17 protein-coding genes are annotated in these 15,861 nt (G+C 60.2%); 8 read left to right on the top strand and 9 right to left on the bottom strand.

Going from position 1 to position 15,861, the window contains the following annotated elements; translation table 11 throughout:
* Positions 1–26 precede the first annotated feature (26 nt).
* The 3 genes from AC2FNL_RS13845 to AC2FNL_RS13855 are packed head-to-tail and all read right to left on the bottom strand — an operon-like array spanning position 27 to position 4,587.
* Positions 27–3,074 (bottom strand): efflux RND transporter permease subunit, encoded by a 3,048-nt coding sequence (locus tag AC2FNL_RS13845; protein WP_496833995.1) that lies wholly within the window; start codon positions 3,072–3,074, stop codon positions 27–29.
* Positions 3,075–3,085: 11 nt separating this feature from the next.
* Positions 3,086–4,123, bottom strand: a complete 1,038-nt coding sequence (locus AC2FNL_RS13850; RefSeq protein ID WP_496833996.1) for an efflux RND transporter periplasmic adaptor subunit — start codon at positions 4,121–4,123, stop codon at positions 3,086–3,088.
* A complete protein-coding gene (locus AC2FNL_RS13855; protein ID WP_093964681.1) occupies positions 4,120–4,587 on the bottom strand; it encodes a MarR family winged helix-turn-helix transcriptional regulator in 468 nt (155 codons plus the stop codon). The genes AC2FNL_RS13850 and AC2FNL_RS13855 overlap by 4 nt, the downstream gene beginning before the upstream one ends.
* A gap of 166 nt (positions 4,588–4,753) precedes the next feature.
* Between AC2FNL_RS13855 and AC2FNL_RS13860 the strand changes: the two genes are divergently transcribed.
* Both AC2FNL_RS13860 and AC2FNL_RS13865 read left to right on the top strand, forming a co-directional pair.
* Entirely contained in the window at positions 4,754–5,878 is a 1,125-nt protein-coding gene (locus tag AC2FNL_RS13860; protein WP_496833997.1) for a beta-ketoacyl-ACP synthase III, read from the top strand.
* A 193-nt stretch (positions 5,879–6,071) separates the two neighbouring features.
* Entirely contained in the window at positions 6,072–6,761 is a 690-nt protein-coding gene (locus AC2FNL_RS13865; RefSeq protein ID WP_496833998.1) for a hypothetical protein, read from the top strand.
* Between the two features lie 91 nt (positions 6,762–6,852).
* On the opposite strand, the gene AC2FNL_RS13870 is transcribed toward AC2FNL_RS13865, so the two are convergent.
* Positions 6,853–7,314 (bottom strand): hypothetical protein, encoded by a 462-nt coding sequence (locus AC2FNL_RS13870; RefSeq protein ID WP_093965032.1) that lies wholly within the window; start codon positions 7,312–7,314, stop codon positions 6,853–6,855.
* Positions 7,315–7,670: 356 nt separating this feature from the next.
* Here AC2FNL_RS13870 and AC2FNL_RS13875 point away from each other — a divergent pair, with 356 nt between their 5' ends.
* Positions 7,671–8,249, top strand: a complete 579-nt coding sequence (locus AC2FNL_RS13875) for a thymidine kinase (protein WP_496833999.1) — start codon at positions 7,671–7,673, stop codon at positions 8,247–8,249.
* Here the strand turns inward: AC2FNL_RS13875 and AC2FNL_RS13880 are convergent.
* From AC2FNL_RS13880 to AC2FNL_RS13900, 5 genes are all read right to left on the bottom strand, one after another.
* Positions 8,246–9,196 (bottom strand): 2-hydroxyacid dehydrogenase, encoded by a 951-nt coding sequence (locus AC2FNL_RS13880; RefSeq protein WP_496834000.1) that lies wholly within the window; start codon positions 9,194–9,196, stop codon positions 8,246–8,248. The genes AC2FNL_RS13875 and AC2FNL_RS13880 overlap by 4 nt on opposite strands.
* Positions 9,196–9,534: a tRNA-binding protein gene (locus tag AC2FNL_RS13885; protein WP_496834001.1), complete on the bottom strand. Its 339-nt coding sequence runs from the start codon at positions 9,532–9,534 to the stop codon at positions 9,196–9,198. The genes AC2FNL_RS13880 and AC2FNL_RS13885 overlap by 1 nt, the downstream gene beginning before the upstream one ends.
* Positions 9,527–10,342 (bottom strand): pyrroline-5-carboxylate reductase, encoded by an 816-nt coding sequence (proC, locus tag AC2FNL_RS13890; RefSeq protein ID WP_170340011.1) that lies wholly within the window; start codon positions 10,340–10,342, stop codon positions 9,527–9,529. The genes AC2FNL_RS13885 and proC overlap by 8 nt, the downstream gene beginning before the upstream one ends.
* A 39-nt stretch (positions 10,343–10,381) precedes the next feature.
* Positions 10,382–10,882, bottom strand: a complete 501-nt coding sequence (locus tag AC2FNL_RS13895; RefSeq protein WP_093964674.1) for a type III secretion system chaperone family protein — start codon at positions 10,880–10,882, stop codon at positions 10,382–10,384.
* Positions 10,883–11,204: 322 nt separating this feature from the next.
* On the bottom strand, positions 11,205–11,453 hold the full coding sequence (locus tag AC2FNL_RS13900) for an accessory factor UbiK family protein (RefSeq protein ID WP_093964673.1): 249 nt from the start codon (positions 11,451–11,453) through the stop codon (positions 11,205–11,207).
* Positions 11,454–11,550: 97 nt separating this feature from the next.
* Between AC2FNL_RS13900 and lgt the strand changes: the two genes are divergently transcribed.
* From lgt to AC2FNL_RS13925, 5 genes are all read left to right on the top strand, one after another.
* Entirely contained in the window at positions 11,551–12,438 is an 888-nt protein-coding gene (gene lgt / locus AC2FNL_RS13905) for a prolipoprotein diacylglyceryl transferase (RefSeq protein WP_170585447.1), read from the top strand.
* Positions 12,435–13,502: a class I SAM-dependent methyltransferase gene (locus tag AC2FNL_RS13910; protein WP_496834002.1), complete on the top strand. Its 1,068-nt coding sequence runs from the start codon at positions 12,435–12,437 to the stop codon at positions 13,500–13,502. Before lgt ends, AC2FNL_RS13910 begins: the two co-directional genes overlap by 4 nt.
* Complete coding sequence (pgeF, locus tag AC2FNL_RS13915) at positions 13,499–14,257, top strand: peptidoglycan editing factor PgeF (RefSeq protein WP_496834003.1); 759 nt, start codon at positions 13,499–13,501, stop codon at positions 14,255–14,257. Before AC2FNL_RS13910 ends, pgeF begins: the two co-directional genes overlap by 4 nt.
* A gap of 544 nt (positions 14,258–14,801) precedes the next feature.
* On the top strand, positions 14,802–14,987 hold the full coding sequence (locus tag AC2FNL_RS13920; RefSeq protein WP_093964668.1) for a hypothetical protein: 186 nt from the start codon (positions 14,802–14,804) through the stop codon (positions 14,985–14,987).
* 1 nt (position 14,988) lies between these two features.
* Positions 14,989–15,771 (top strand): Hint domain-containing protein, encoded by a 783-nt coding sequence (locus AC2FNL_RS13925; protein ID WP_496834004.1) that lies wholly within the window; start codon positions 14,989–14,991, stop codon positions 15,769–15,771.
* The last annotated feature ends 90 nt before the right edge of the window (positions 15,772–15,861 follow it).

The raw sequence follows: 15,861 nt of genomic DNA on the forward strand, positions 1-15,861 counted from the left end.
CCGTTCGCCGGGGCTTTTTTGTGGGATCATGCAGTCTGCGCCGCCAACCTGCGCTGTTCTTCCCGAGAGAAGAACAGCATGTAGAACACCGGCGCGGCAACCATGGTCAGGATCGTCGCGAAGGCCAGACCACCCATGATCGTCACTGCCATCGACACGAAGAACGCGTCGGTCAGCAGCGGCGCCATCCCCAGGATCGTGGTGATCGCCGCCAGCATGACCGGGCGCAGACGCGAGACCGAGGCTTCGATGATCGCTTCGCGCAGAGGCTTGCCCGTGGCGCGGACAAGGTCGATCTCTTCGACCAGAACAATACCGTTCTTGATCAGCATCCCTGACAGGCTGAGCAGCCCGAGAAGCGCGGTGAAGGTAAAGGGCAGGCCCGTGCCCAGCAGCCCGATCACCACACCGTTCACCGACATCGGCACCAGCAGCCAGATGATGACCGGTTGCCGGATCGCGTTGAACAGCAGCACCGAGATCAGAACCATGATCAACAGGCTCAGTGGCAACTGTTTGCCAAGGCTGGCTTGCGCTTTGCCGGAATCCTCGAACTCGCCGCCCCATTCCAGCTTGTAGCCCAGCGGCAGTTCCATGTCCTCGATCGCATCGCGAACCTCGGAATGGACCTGGGCTGCGGTCAGGCCGGCCGGGATGTCTGCGCCCACCGTGACGGTCAGAACGCGATCGCGCCGATGCACCAACGTATTGAGCGCTTTGTACTGGAACCCGTCCACCATCTGCTCGATCGGAACGAATTTCTGTGACTGGTCCGAGTACACCACTTGATCCACGATCGAGTATTCTCCGTCCGCCGGGCGACGCAGGATAATCGGGATCAGGCGGTCCCTCTCGCGGAACACGCCGCCGGTGATGCCGTCCGTCGAGAATTGCAGGGTGGCGGCGATGTCTTCGCGGGTGACACCGGCCGTCTGCGCACGCTCGGTGGCATAGATCGGCTGGACCGCCAATTCCATTTCACGCCAGTCGTGATGCACGTCCAGCGCATTTGGCGATGCCGCCGACATGCGCCGCACCGCCTCGTCGGCCAGTTGCCGCAGGACGACCGGATCGCTGCCCGAGAACCGCGCCTCGATCGGGGTACCGCCGCCGGGGCCGAAGACCAGACGCTTGGTCCGGAATTCGCCTTCGGGGAATTGAGTTTCACCAAAGGCCTCCAGATCGGCGCGCAGGACAGGAATGTCCTCGAGCGTTTCGGTCCGGATGATCATGTGCCCATAGCTTGGGTTGGGCTTCTCGGCCGAATAGGTCAACATGAACCGCGTCGCGCCCTGCCCCACGAACGTGGTGACCGAGACGACATCATCCCGTTGGGCCAGCCAGTCTTCAAAGACTTGCATATCGGCACTCGTCCGCGCGACCGGAGTCCCCTGCGGCAGTTTGTAATGAACGAAGAACAGCGGCGTGTTGGAGTCCGGGAAAAACTGCTGTTTCACCATCGCGAAGCCGGCATAGCAGACCACGGTGACCCCGAACAAACCGGCCACCACCAGCCAACGGAACCGCAATGCCCAGCGCAGGATCGCCCCGTAAGTTCGGAACAGGATACCGCTATAGGCGTCGACATCCACGTCCTTGCCCTGTTTGAAGAAATAATGCCCCAACAACGGTGTTGCTGTGATGGCCAGCACCCAGCTCAGCAGCAAAGAGATCGCGATCACCGCAAACAACGAGAACAGGAATTCGCCCGTCGCATCCGGGCTGAGCCCAATCCCGGCAAAGGCCATGATCCCGATGACCGTGGCCCCAAGCAGGGGGATCTGTGTCTTGGACGCGGCCTCGTCGGCAGCATCGCGCGAGTTTTTTCCCTTGAGCATGGAGATCTGCATCCCCTCGGCCACCACGATGGCATTATCGACCAGCATCCCCATCGCAATGATCAGAGCGCCCAGCGAAATGCGTTCCATCTCGATGGAAAACAGCGCCATGAACAGCAAGGTCCCGACAACGGTCAACAAAAGGGTCGAGCCCACAACTACTGCCGCGCGCCAACCCATGAATATTCCGAGCACCGCCACCACGATGGCAACCGACATGGCTAGGTTCACAAGAAAATCGTTCGAAGCCTGCTCGACCACGACGTGCTGCTGGTAGATCGGCAATACATCGACGCCTGCGGGAATTTCCACATCCAGCTCGGCCAGCTTGGCGTCGACGCGCTTTCCGACTTCCACGATGTTTTCCGTCGACAGGCCAGCAATACCCAGGGTGAACGCTTCGACGCCGTTGAACCGGATCATGATATCAGGATCGGTCTGGCGGGCCCGGTAGACATCGGCCATGTCAAAGAGGTTGATCACTTGCCCCTGAGAGCCAACCGACAGCCCTGCGATCTCGGACACGCTGTCCGATCCGTCGGCCGTCAGGATCGTGGTGCGATCGTCATCTGATCGGAGCGTCCCTGACGACTGGACCGAATTAGCGTTGGCGATCGCTTCGTTGATCGACTGCAACGGCACATTCTGGTTGACCGAAATGGCCAGATCCGGCTCGATGAAAATGGCTTCATCGGGCAAGCCCTGCACTTCAACGTCTGCAACACCCTCAACGGTCAGCAACTCGCGCCGCAAGAAGGTCGACAATTCGTGCTTTTCGGCGTCGCTGAACCCTTCCGCGGTGACCGCATAGAAAAGACCGAACACGTCACCGAACCCGTCATTCACATAGGGTTGGCTGACACCGGACGGCAATCCACGGGCCGCATCCCGGACCTTGGCGCGCAGTCGGGTCCAGATATCCGGCAATTCGCTGCCATCGTAGGTGGACTTGATCTCGACTTCGATCAGCGATTGACCGGGACGGTTGACCGAAGTGATGACATCGACCTCGCCCATCTGCTGGATAGCAGATTCCAAGGGTTCCGAGACCTCCTCGGCCACCTGTTCAGCCGTCGCACCGGGATAAGTGGTCAACACTACGGCGTTCTTGATGGTAAACGCCGGATCTTCGAGCCGCCCGAGCGACGAAAACCCCCAGATACCACCCAGCAGTGCAATCAGGATCACCAGCCACGTATAGATCGGCCTGTCGATAGAGGCGCGTGCGATATTCATCCTCGCCCCCTTCAGTTCGCAAAGCCGGCAAAGCGGCGCACGGTCTGCCCATCGGTCAGAACGGACCCTCCGGCCACTACGATTTCGTCGCCGTCCGACAAACCGGTCAAAACCCGGACGTCACCGGTCTGGGTAGGCTCGATGGTCACGGGAACACGCCGCACAGTACCGACATCTGCACCGACCGGCGAAAAGACCATAACGCCCAGATTGCCCTCGGCGTCGGCGACAATCGCGGTCGGGGGAACGATGATGCCAGTGCGTTTGTCATCGACCTGAACATTGACGGTTACCGACGAGCCGGGCAGCACCCGCAAGTCTTCCGGCGGCGTGAGGCCGAACTGAATCCGGAACGTCTGGCCGACGCTCGAAGTTTCGGCGTCGAATTCGCGGATTTCCAACGGGAAGACCTCGTCACTAGCGGGGAATTTCGCCGTGATCGAAATGCCATCTTCCTGGCTGGTTCTCTGAAACAGGATTTCGGGCACATCGACCTCAATCCTCAATTCGGACAGATCGTGGATCCGGACGATCGGCGTTCCCGCGGCCACGGTGGTGAAGTTCTCGACCTCACGCCGCGATACCAGCGCGTCGAACGGCGCGGTCAGTGTCGTGTGCTCGAGGTTGTACTCGGCGTCACGCACCGCAATCGCGGCCAGTTGGGCGGCGGTTTCAGCGTCATCGACAGCGACCTGACTCGCAGTCGTCCCCCGCAGGCGCGACAGGCGGGCCACGGTGCGGTCAGCCTGATCCTTCTGAAGACGCGCACGTTCCAGTGCCAGTTCGAACGGCTCTTGGTCCAGCTTTGCAATCAGGCTGCCCTTGGGCACCTGGAACCCTTCGTTGACGGGCAGTTCCACGATCTGCCCGGCGACCTGAAACGCCAGATCGACAGTCTGCCGCGCGGCCACGCGCCCGAAGAACTGGCGTGAAAATCCGGGAGCAGTCTCATGCACCACCATAAGTTTCACAGGCTTGGTGTCGTCTTGCGCCGCAAGCGGTGCGGCCAGTACGGCAAGGGCAAGGCCCAGCGAATTCAGCAGCTTCATTTCGTCAATCCCTCGGGTATTCCCGTTTTCAGAATGTTGTCCCGGATCTTGCGGGCAAGCCGGGCAAATTGAGCGGTTTCCTCGTCATCCAACCCGGAGGCACGGTGAAACAGCTCTCCGGCGGTGGTAACCAGCATGTTGCGGGCTTCGGCACCTTTGTCGGTCAACACCAGCAACCACGCACGGCGATCATCGGGGTCCTGCTGGCGGGTCAGATAACCGGCCGCCTCAAGCGCATCGGCGGTGGCCGTAATGGTCGACGGCACGGTCAGCATGTCGGCTGCCAACACTCCCATCCGCTTGGGCTGATCCAACTTGATCAACATGTGGCATTCCTGATGGCTGAGATCAGTGTCGATGCAGCCAAAACTCTCTTCCAGTTTCCAGTACAGCGCATAGACGCCCATCATCGCCTGGATCTCAGGGGTCAGTCGGGCCAGCCGTTCACTGATGTCTTTGGTCATGGATGCTCTCCGCGCGAGTCGAGCGGTGATATACTTCGGATTCTGAACTATTCAAGATGTGAAGTTGAATTTGCGCAAACCTATGCCGTTCCCTTGGGTCAACATCTCTTGATCTGGGGACGCTGTGACTGCATTTTGGGCGAATCCGAAACATTCAGGACCCGACATGTACACGCCCGCAATCACCGGTACCGGGGTTTTCACGCCCGAAAACGTCATCACCAATGCCGAGCTGGTCAAAGCCTTCAACGCCTATGCCGACAAGATGAATGCTGCCAACGCCGATGCCATCGCCGCGGGCGAGATGGAGCCGATGCAGCATTCCTCGGAAGAGTTCATCGTCAAGGCATCCGGCATCGAGAACCGGTACGTCATGGACAAGACCGGCGTGCTGGACCCGGACGTGATGCACCCCCTGCTGCGCCAGCGCAGCGATGACGAGCCGGGCATCATGACCGAAATGGCACTGGACGCCTGCAACAAAGCGCTGGCCCAGGCCGGGCGGACGGCGGCGGATGTCGATCTGGTGATTTGTGCCGCGTCGAACCATGAACGCGCCTATCCCGCCATTGCGGTCGAAATCCAGAACGCGTTGGGCATCACCGGTTTTGGGTTCGATATGAACGTGGCCTGTTCTTCGGCGACTTTCGGCATTCAGGCTGCGGCCGACATGATCCGGTCGGGGTCCGTACGGGCGGCGCTGGTGGTCAACCCCGAGATCTGCTCAGGACACCTGGAATGGCGTGACCGGGATTGCCACTTCATCTTCGGTGACGTTGCCACCGCCACGCTGATCGAACGGATCGAGGATGCAAAGGGCCCGCATTTCGAAATCCTGTCGACCCGCTGCGCGACCGAGTTTTCGAACAACATCCGCAACAACAACGGTTTTCTGCGGCGCACTCGCCCAGATGGTTTGACCGACCGCCGCGACATGCAGTTCATGCAGAACGGCCGCAAGGTGTTCAAGGAAGTGCTGCCGATGGTCAGCAAACACATCAGCGACCACATGGATTCCGAAGGGATCGAAAGCGGCGATCTCAAGCGGCTGTGGCTGCACCAGGCCAACAAAACGATGAATGATTTCATCGGCAAGAAGGTTCTGGGGCGCGAGCCCGAGCCGGGCGAACAGCCCAACATCCTGCAGGACTATGCCAATACATCGTCAGCCGGGTCGATCATCGCCTTTTCCAAATATTCAGACGATCTTCAGGATGGCGATGTCGGCCTGATCTGCTCGTTCGGCGCAGGGTATTCGGTGGGGTCCGTCATCGTCAAACGCCACGCCTGACACGCCAGCGCCGCCGGTCCACGTCCGGCGCAACAAGCGATAACCTCGATTGTTTCGCCCGCGCAGGCGGGCGATTTTTGGCGTTCCTGAACACTTCTTCAGAATTGATACAGCGCAGCTTAACCCGCGGCCTCCATCTGGAAGGCCATGCAATTCCGCATGTCAGGTGACGCTAGGTTTAGAAAGGTGCGCCATGTTCAAGAGTTCTAAGTCAGGAATGGCGGCCTGGGTTGTCGCCCCGTTTTGGGGGGTTGCTGCAGCCAGCGCGGCCATGGCCGAGCCCCAAGTCTGCAACGCCAACACAGCACGGGTCGCGGCCAACAATGGTGACTATGCGGCCCTTTGCGGCTGTTCGCAGGTTACGCCCAGTTTCCTCTCGCATCTGCAACAACGGGCAGATTTCGGGTCGGTTCTTGCCAATACCTCGCAGCAGTGTCCGGGGCTGGCCAATCTGCTGAGCGATTTGCCGACCGGATCGATTTCCAACGCCAACAGCTTTGACGGCCGCGAAAACGACCCCAGCGGATTTCAACCCGCATCGAGCACCGGCCCAGCCGCCGGCGGCGGATCCGGGTCGGGCGGCGGAAACAGTGGCCCCGGCAATGGCGGGGGGAACGATGACCCCGGTGATGGCGGATCCGACGATCCGGGCAACGGCGGCGGCAAGCCTGGCGATGGCGGTGGCAAGCCCGGCAAGGGTGGAGACAAACCCGGCAAGGGCGGCGGCAAGCCAGGCCATGGAGACGGCAAGCCCGGCAAGGGTGGCGGTCACGGCGGCGGCAAGGGCAACAATGGCGGCGGCAAAGGCAACAACGGGGGCGGAAATGGGCCCGAAGGCTCAAGCCCTGGACGCGGGAACAACGCCAACAACGACGAAAACTGACAAAGGCTAAGAGCTTCTTCAGCTCAGCTTGAAGAAGGCGATGCGCACATCGCCTTCTTACCGCCCCTTGACGGCTTGCCGGGAAACTAATTCAGCTGACGCTTTCCTCTTCGAGGTGCAATTTCATCTCGATCAGAACTTGTTGCAGCAACGAGGTTTCTTTCAGCAGACGCTTGGCTTCGTTGACGGTAATGATGCCATCCTCGATCGCGGCCTGGTATTCGGTCATCAGCATCGCAAACCGCTGGCTCAGTGCGATCACGTCCGAATTGACGCCCCCGGTGCGCGTACCGGTCGAATTGCGCTCATCATAGGACAAGGTGATGTTCTTCAGGTCCGCCAGGGCCGAGGTCACATGCGGGTAGCTGGCCGCGTTTTCCAGACGTGCAACCGCATCCACCGGCATGAACCGGTCACTGTGCTCGGGATTGTCGGAGTAATACCGGCCTAATGTGGCCTTGGATTTCCCTGTGATCTCGCATGCTGCCTCGATCCCCACGTCCTTGACCAAAGCTTCGGTGTGCTTTTTCAGATAGGCCCCGATATCTGCCATTTTTGTACCTTTGTTCGCTGCGCCCTCTTGCCCGGCTGTCCGCACCGGGGAAAGGGAGGGGAAATTTCCCATACTCGAGTCATAATTGAAATGTCATATGTTGGCTATCCCTCAGATATGCGGGGGTTTTGTGAGTGAGTGGCGGCAGTTAATGCCGGTAAAGAGTGTTTGTGGGGCAGTATTTCAGGCCCTGCGCTGTTTCGGCCATTTCGTGGCCGGCGGTGTCGCTGTTGTGGAAGCGGGGTTATCCATCCCCAAGAGCATCTGCTCGGCCTCTGCGACTGCAATGGCGGCGTCGATTCCTTTCAGGACATTGACGACTTGCTCGCGCAGCGTGAGCCGATTAGACCCACCCCATGGCCAAGCTGTACTTTAACTACTCAACCATGAACGCAGGCAAGTCCACGGTGCTGCTTCAGGCGTCGCACAACTATCGCGAGCGCGGCATGGACACCTATCTGATGACCGCAGCCATTGACGGGCGCGCGGGCCAGGGACGTATAGCATCGCGGATCGGAATCTCGGAACAGGCCGATACGTTCAATCCCCGCGACGATGTGTTTGCGATGATTCAAGACCGTCTTGATCAGGGGAAAGTGGCCTGTGTTTTTGTGGACGAAGCGCAGTTTCTGACCGAAGAACAGGTCTGGCAATTGGCCCGCGCGGTGGATGACCTCAAAGTACCGGTTCTGGCCTACGGATTGCGGGTGGATTTTCAAGGCAAGCTGTTCCCCGGTTCAGCGGCTCTGCTGGCCCTGGCCGATGAAATGCGCGAGGTCCGCACCATCTGCAGATGCGGGCGGAAAGCCACGATGGTGATCCGTCAGGACGAAACCGGCAAAACCATCACTCAAGGTGCGCAGGTGCAGATCGGCGGAAACGAGACCTATGTTTCACTCTGCCGGAGACACTGGCGCGAGGCCGTGGGCAGTTAGACCAGATTTGGCAACGGTCGCCCGGCGACAAAAGCCGACACATTGTCCAACGCCATGTGCCCCATATCCGTGCGCACTTCCTCGGTCGCGGTGCCCAGATGCGGCAGCAGGGTGACATTCTCCATCTCGCGCAGGGCCTGCGGCACGGCCGGTTCAAACTCATAGACATCCAGCCCGGCACCGACGATCTGGCCGGTTTTCAACGCATGGATCAGTGCGGCTTCGTCCACGACTTCTCCGCGAGCGATGTTGACCAGAATGGCCGACGGCCGCATCGCCGAAAGAACCGAAGCGTCTATGAGGTGGAAGGTGTCAACACCACCGGGGACGGCGACGACCAGAAAATCGACCACAGCAGCCAGGGTCGCCAAGTCGGGAACGAACTCGGCAGGGAAATCCAGATCCTTGGGCGTGCGGGATTGATAACTGACCTGCATCCCGAATCCGAAATGACAGCGCCGGGCAATGGCTTGCCCGATCCGTCCCATTCCGATGATTCCGACCCGTTTTCCGGTGACGTGCTGTCCCAGCATTTGGGTCGGGTACCAGCCCTGCCAATTGCCGGACCGGACCAGCCGTTCACCCTCGCCCGCGCGGCGGGCCGTTGCCAGCAGCAGGGTCAAGGCAATGTCCGCCGTTGCATCCGTGACCGCCCCCGGTGTGTTGGTCACGCGAACACCTGCAGCCTGCGCTGCCGCCACATCAATGTGATTGAAACCCACCCCAAAATTGGCCAGCAGTTTGCACCGCGGAGCGGTGGCCATTTCAAAGACATTGGCCGAAAAGACATCGCCCAAGGTCGGAACGACAACGTCGTAGTCCCGCAATGCGCGCGCCATCTCACCAATGCTGAGCGGTGCGTTGCTATCTCGGAAGTCGACGTCAAACTCATCCCGCGCGCGGGCAGTTACGGCGGGAGTCATCGGTCGGGTGATCAACAGCTTCATCAGTGCATCCGCCCGCCCACGGGAACTTTGCCATCAGGACCGATCAAAACAATCTCGCCCGATTCGTCGGGCAGACCCAGAACAAGAACCTCGGACATGAACCGTCCGATCTGACGCGGCGGGAAATTGACCACGGCCAGCACTTGTTTGCCCAAAAGGGATTCGGGCGTGTAATGCGCGGTAACCTGTGCCGAGGTCTTGCGCTCGCCGATCTCGTCGCCGAAGTCGATCCACATCTTGATCGCGGGCTTGCGCGCCTCGGGATAGGGTTCGGCCCGGGTGACTTCACCTACGCGGATGTCGACTTTGAGGAAGTCGTCGAAGGATATTTCACTCACCGGACAACTCCTTGGATCGATCGGTTGCCGCCTTTACGGCTCGGTGCAACAGGTTTGGAAACCCTTCCTGTTCATGCATCAGGACTTCCAGCGCTGCCTGCGTCGTTCCGTTGGGTGACGTGACATTGATGCGCAATTGCGACGGATCTTCCTCGGACGCTATCGCCAAAGCCCCTGCCCCGGCAACCGTCGCCTTGGCCAGGCGCATGGCCAGATCATGCGGAAGCCCTTGCGCCTCACCCGCGGCAGCCAGCGTTTCAATCAGATGAAAGACATAGGCCGGGCCCGAGCCGCTGAGACCGGTGACCGCGTCCATCTGCGCCTCATCCTGCAGGCGCACTGTATCACCGATGGCCGAAAGCAGATCTTCGGCCAGGGTCATGTCAGAACCCGACGTGCTGGCGTTTCCAATCAGCGCGGTAATGCCTTGCCGGATCGCCGCGGGCGTGTTCGGCATGGCCCGAATGATCGGCGTGCCAGCCCCCAGAACACGCTCGAACGTGGCGATGGAAGTTCCAGCGGCGACCGAGATGAACAGGGTTCCACCTCCCCCAAACGCCTGAATTGCCGGCAATGCCTCGCCCATCATCTGAGGTTTGACGGCAACCAGAACGACGGCAGGTCTTTCAGGAAGTGGGGTGTTGATATTGACCCCTTGCGCCCTGAGCCAATCGGAAGGGTTGGGGTCGATCACCCATACGGATGCGGATGGCAGGCCATGTTCGAGCCAACCGGCCAACATGGCCGACCCCATCTTGCCGCATCCCAGAAGCACCAGCCCCTGATCCGCGACGCGTGACATGTCCATGATTGCCCCTCCCCAGCTTTTGCGGTTTGGGGCAAAGCTTTACGCGCGGCCGTAAGCCTCTGCAATGGCGACTTGCATCGCATCCTCGGGCGTACGGTTGCCCCAGGTTACCAACTGGATCGCAGGATAGTAACGCTCGGCGCTCAGGACAGCGGCGGTGATCATCGTGTCAATCTGTTCGGGGCTGGCCGATTGCCCGCCGCTGAGCACCAGACCGTAGCGGTAGACCATCAGCTTCTGATTGCCCCAGTAGGTGAAGGCGCCGGCCCAGCACTGGTCATTCATGCGGTTCAGCAATTCATAGAGATCGGAAACCCGGTCCTCGGGCGGCTCCATCTCGAACGAGCAGACCATCCGCAGGGTCTCGTCATAGTTGGACCAGGCCAACGTGATCGAGTAGGTGCGCCACTGTCCTTCGACCGCCATGGCGATCTGGTCGTCACCGATCCGGTCGAAATCCCAATCGTGGTGTTCAGCCAGATGTTCGACAATATCAATCGGATGAATGTCTTCTTCGAAATACTGCTCGGAAAGTGCCATGGTGCCACCTCACTTAATACCTAGCATTTCGGGGCTGGCAGCGCCCCAGCGCTAGTTGCCTGCTCTACAAGCCGGGCTTCCCCCATAGGCCTGTACTAAATATGGTGCGCTGTGGCTGGGACTCTGGCAACCCCCATTCTTGGGGATAACAGCAATAAGTTGTGGACAGCTGGCAACGGCCACCAAAATATTGGCGCACCCTGCAGCTTTGCCTTGATTTATTTTTGCAATGCGGCGAGACTCCCCACACTGCGACACCCAGCGCGGGTTGAGCGGTGTAGGGTCTTGCCAAAAATTCTGAAATGCCGATCTGCGGCTGGGCTTATTTGTCCAGCTTGGCTTCAAGCGCGGCGATCCGCGCTTCCAGCGCCGCGTTTTCTTCGCGCGCTTTCTGGGCCATCGCGCGGACGGCATCGAACTCTTCTCGCGTGACAAAGTCGCGATCCGCCAGCCAGCGGTCGACCAAGGACTTCATCGCCGTTTCAGCCTCTTCTCGCGCACCCTGCGCCACGCCCATTGCGTTGGTCATCAACTGGGACATATCGTCCAGAAACTTGTTGCGGGTTTGCATGTGTCTACTCCGGAATCGCGAATGCCTTCTATATGGGGGATAGAGAGCCCAGTCTCAAGGTTGACTTGGTCAGCCAACCCCGGGCAATGAGACGCACATGCAAGCTGTTTTGAATTTCCCCGATCTGTCGCCCGAGCTGTTCTCGATTTCCGCCTTCGGGATCGAGTTCGCGCTGCGGTGGTATGCGCTGGCCTATATCGCCGGCATTCTGATCGCGTGGCGCATGGCGGTGATGGCGGTGCGCCGTCCCGCTTTGTGGCCGGATCAATCCCCTCCTTTGAGACCGGACCAGTTGGAGGACCTGATCACCTGGATCATCCTGGGGGTCATCATCGGCGGGCGATTGGGCTTTGTTCTGTTCTATCAGCCCGAATACTACCTGTCCCACCCGCTTGAGATCCTTAAGGTCTGGCAGGGTGGCATGTCCTTTCACGGCGGCCTTCTGGGTGTGGTGATAGCATCGCTGGTCTTCGCGCGACGCCATTCGGCCCCCTTGCTTTCACTGGCCGACTTGATCGCCCATACCGTCCCTCCCGGCCTGTTGCTTGGCCGTTTGGCCAATTTCGTCAATGCCGAGCTTTGGGGCCGACCCAGCGAACTGCCCTGGGCGGTGATCTTTCCCGGAGCAGCAGCTCAGGACTGCGCCAATGTCGCTGCTGGGCTTTGCGCCCGCCACCCGTCGCAGTTGTACGAGGCTGCGCTGGAAGGCGTGCTGTTGGGCCTGCTATTGTTGTGGCTGGTCTATCGGCGCGGCGCATTTCATTGGCCCGGTCGCATCATGGGCGTATTTCTGGCGGGCTATGGCGCTTCGCGCTTCATCGTCGAGTTCTTTCGCCAACCCGATGCGCAATTCGTCTCGGCCGGAAACCCGCTTGGACTTGCGTGGCATGTGGGCGGCTACGGCCTGACGATGGGCCAGATCCTATCTGTACCGATGATCGCAGTCGGCTTGTGGTTTGCCCTACGGGCACGGCGGGCGGCATGAGCCTGCTTGGCCATCTGACCGACCGCATCCGGCAGGACGGGCCGATGAGCGTGGCGGACTATATGGCCGAATGCCTTCTGCATCCAACACACGGCTACTACACCACCCGCGACCCAATAGGCACACATGGAGACTTTGTCACCGCTCCGGAAATCAGCCAGATGTTCGGCGAAGTGATTGGTCTTTGCCTCGCGCAGAGCTGGATTGATCAAGGCAGACCCGGCCGGTTTGCGCTGGTCGAGCTGGGCCCGGGGCGCGGAACACTCATGGCCGACATTCTACGGGCGACCCGGGGCGTGCCCGGGTTCCACGACGCCGCGCAGGTGGTATTGCTCGAAGCCTCGCCCGTTCTGCGCGGACTTCAAGCCGAGGCCCTGGATGTGCACGCACCGAAATGGATCGTTTCGGTGGGCGATCTCCCAGAGCTTCCGCTGTTTCTTGTGGCCAACGAATTCTTCGACGCCCTGCCCATCCGCCAGTTTCTGCGCGACGGCGACGGCTGGTGCGAACGTCTTGTGGGTCTGCAGGGCGATCAGCTGGCATTCGGCCTTGGCCCGAGGGCGACGCAGGCGGCCTTGGCGACGCGCCTCGAGGATACACGGGACGGTGATCTGGTCGAGCTGTGCGCGGCGGCCGTTCCCATCGTGACCGAAACGGCCCGCATCATCCGCAGCCACGGTGGTATGGCTCTCGTTATCGACTATGGCGACTGGCGTTCGCTGGGCGATACGCTGCAGGCCGTCAAGGGGCACGAATACGTCGATCCGCTCGCCACACCGGGTCAGGCCGACCTGACTGCACATGTGGATTTCGAAACGCTGGCATTGGCGTCGCGCGCGACGGGCTGCGCCCATACGCGGCTAACGCCTCAGGGTGTGTTTCTTGAGCGTCTGGGCATCACACAACGCGCACAATCTCTGGCCAGCGCATTGACCGGATCAAAACTGGAAACGCTGGTTCGCGCACATCGGCGGTTGACGCATCCCGAGGAAATGGGAAACCTGTTCAAGGTGCTGGGCCTCTACCCGAAAACTGCGATGCCACCATCGGGACTTGGGACATGACTCTGGAAATTCTGACCTCGGATTTGCTGTCACCGATTCGACACGGGTTCTTCAGTCGCAAGGGCGGCGCCTCTTCCGGTATCTTCAGCGGACTGAATTGCGGCACCGGCTCGTCCGACCTAAGCGAGGCGGTCGCGCTGAACCGGAGCAGAGTGGCCGAGGCCATGGGCGTTGAACTGGATGCATTGGTCGGCGTGCATCAGGTACATTCCCCGCACGTGATCACCGTCGACAAGCCGATTGCAGGCGAGAAGCCAAGGGCCGATGCAATCGTTACCGCAACGCCGGGCCTCGCGCTGACGATCCTGACGGCCGACTGCCAGCCGGTGCTGTTTGCGGATCCTCAAGCGAAAGTGATCGGGGCGGCACATGCAGGATGGCGCGGTGCTCTGGACGGTGTCCTAGAGGCGACGCTGGACGCCATGGAGGCGCTGGGCGCGCACCGAAAAGACATCACCGCCGTCATCGGCCCGACGATCTCGCAGCGCGCCTACGAGGTTGGCCCCGAGTTTCTGGATGACTTCCTTTTGGACAGCCAGGACAACGCGCGTTTCTTTGCAAATGGGCAAGGTGACCGGATGCATTTCGACCTGCCGGCCTTTGGCCTTCACAAGCTGCGTCAGGCCGGTGTCAGGCAGGCAGAATGGACGCGGCATTGCACCTATTCCGATCACGACAAGTTCTATTCCTACCGGCGCGCGACCCATGCCGGCGAGGCGGATTACGGCCGCCTGATTTCCGCCATACGATTGTAAAGATCGGCCGAATTGAGGCGAAAGCGCCACTTTTCCGCCACATTTATTGTGTCTATCTGTCATCAGAATCGTTGTTAATTTTTGCCAGTGCTCAGATGGTTATCCGTTCTCCGAACTTCTGATTTCTGGCATCCGAACTCAGGGGGTGCCGCAAGACTTCATCTTTGTCCTCAATTGATCCCGGAACAGCCACATCGCTGCCGCAAAGACGCGTCACATTGGCTTTACAAAGGGAAAAGGGCTTAGCCCCGAACATCGAGCAGGACATGAATATGAAGTTGAAATCTCGCTTTCTTCGCGCCGTTGTCGCGGCCGCCAGGGACCAACAACCGGAAATGCCCTGGAAGCGGGTTTCCAGTCACTCTGCAAGGGTCGTGCGCCGGTTGGCCGCGCGACGCTGATACGAAATCCCTCTGGGGCCAGCTGCCGGCCTCAACAGGGCAAGACGCGCGCCGGAAGCTGCTCTGGGCCGGTGCGTTAACCGAGGCTGGTATTCGCAGCCGACGTTTTTCAGGGCGTTTGTGTGCGGACAATTACGTTCGCAATGTACGAGTTTGTCTGGGGGGTCATTGTGTTGACCAAACGAATGCGAAATCCATTCGCCATGCGCGGCCATGTCGGCACCCGCATGGAGGTGGCGCACTTTTTTCAAGACAAAGAATCAAGCTGTCAGGCGGGCCTGCACGGGGATGTTTCCCGCCTGTTCGGCGTATTGGAAGGAACGGAATAATATGACTATTCCAAATTCACTGGCGCGTGCCGCGCAGAATGCCGTCGACACTTCGGCACTGCTGCGCGAAGCACCGCGTCCAGGCACCAAACAGAAGGCGCAACTGCGTCGATACGAAGTGAGTGCGCTGCTGAAAAACGGTGAAGTTTCGCAGACACGCCACATCGCTCCGGCTCTGCCCGTTTTCGAAGACGCGTTCTGCGCCTTTACACGTGGGTCTCTGGTCGAAACGGAACACGGCCCGGTCGCCATTGAGGACCTGATGCCGGGCGACACGGTCCTGACCCAGACCGGCGCATCCGAAAAGATGTTGTGGAAAGGCTCGGTCACTCTGGTACCTGGCCGCGAAGACTCGCGCGGGCGGACACGCCCATTGACCCGCATCATGGCAGACACGTTCGGCATGCAAAAACCATTGTCCGGCGTCATTGCCGGCCCCGCGGCCCGCTTGCTGGCGACGCCGGCGCATCTGAGGCATCTTGGAGGTGGCCAGCCGATGCTGACACCCGTTGCCGAATTTCAGGACGGCATGTCCGTGATCGAAACGCAGCCGCCCACTCCGGTCGAGCTGTTCCATATCTGCCTGGAGCGCCACGCGGTCATCAATGTCGATGGGCTGCAGTTCGAAACCTATCATCCCGGCGTGAACGCGGTCCGGATGATGAGCCACTCGCTGCGCTCGATCTACCTGAACCTGTTCGCGCATATCCATTCCTTGCACGACTTCGGTCCGCTGCTTATGGCACGCGCCGGGGAGGGCGAGATCGACGCCATCACGGCGTGACAGCTTTAACCATCACCACTGCATTTTGGGGGGCAACATGCAGATTTTACTGAGTTGGGCCATTTCTCTGGCCATCGTGGCGGTGCTGCC

The sequence above is a fragment of the Ruegeria sp. CRTD044 genome (assembly GCF_059613485.1).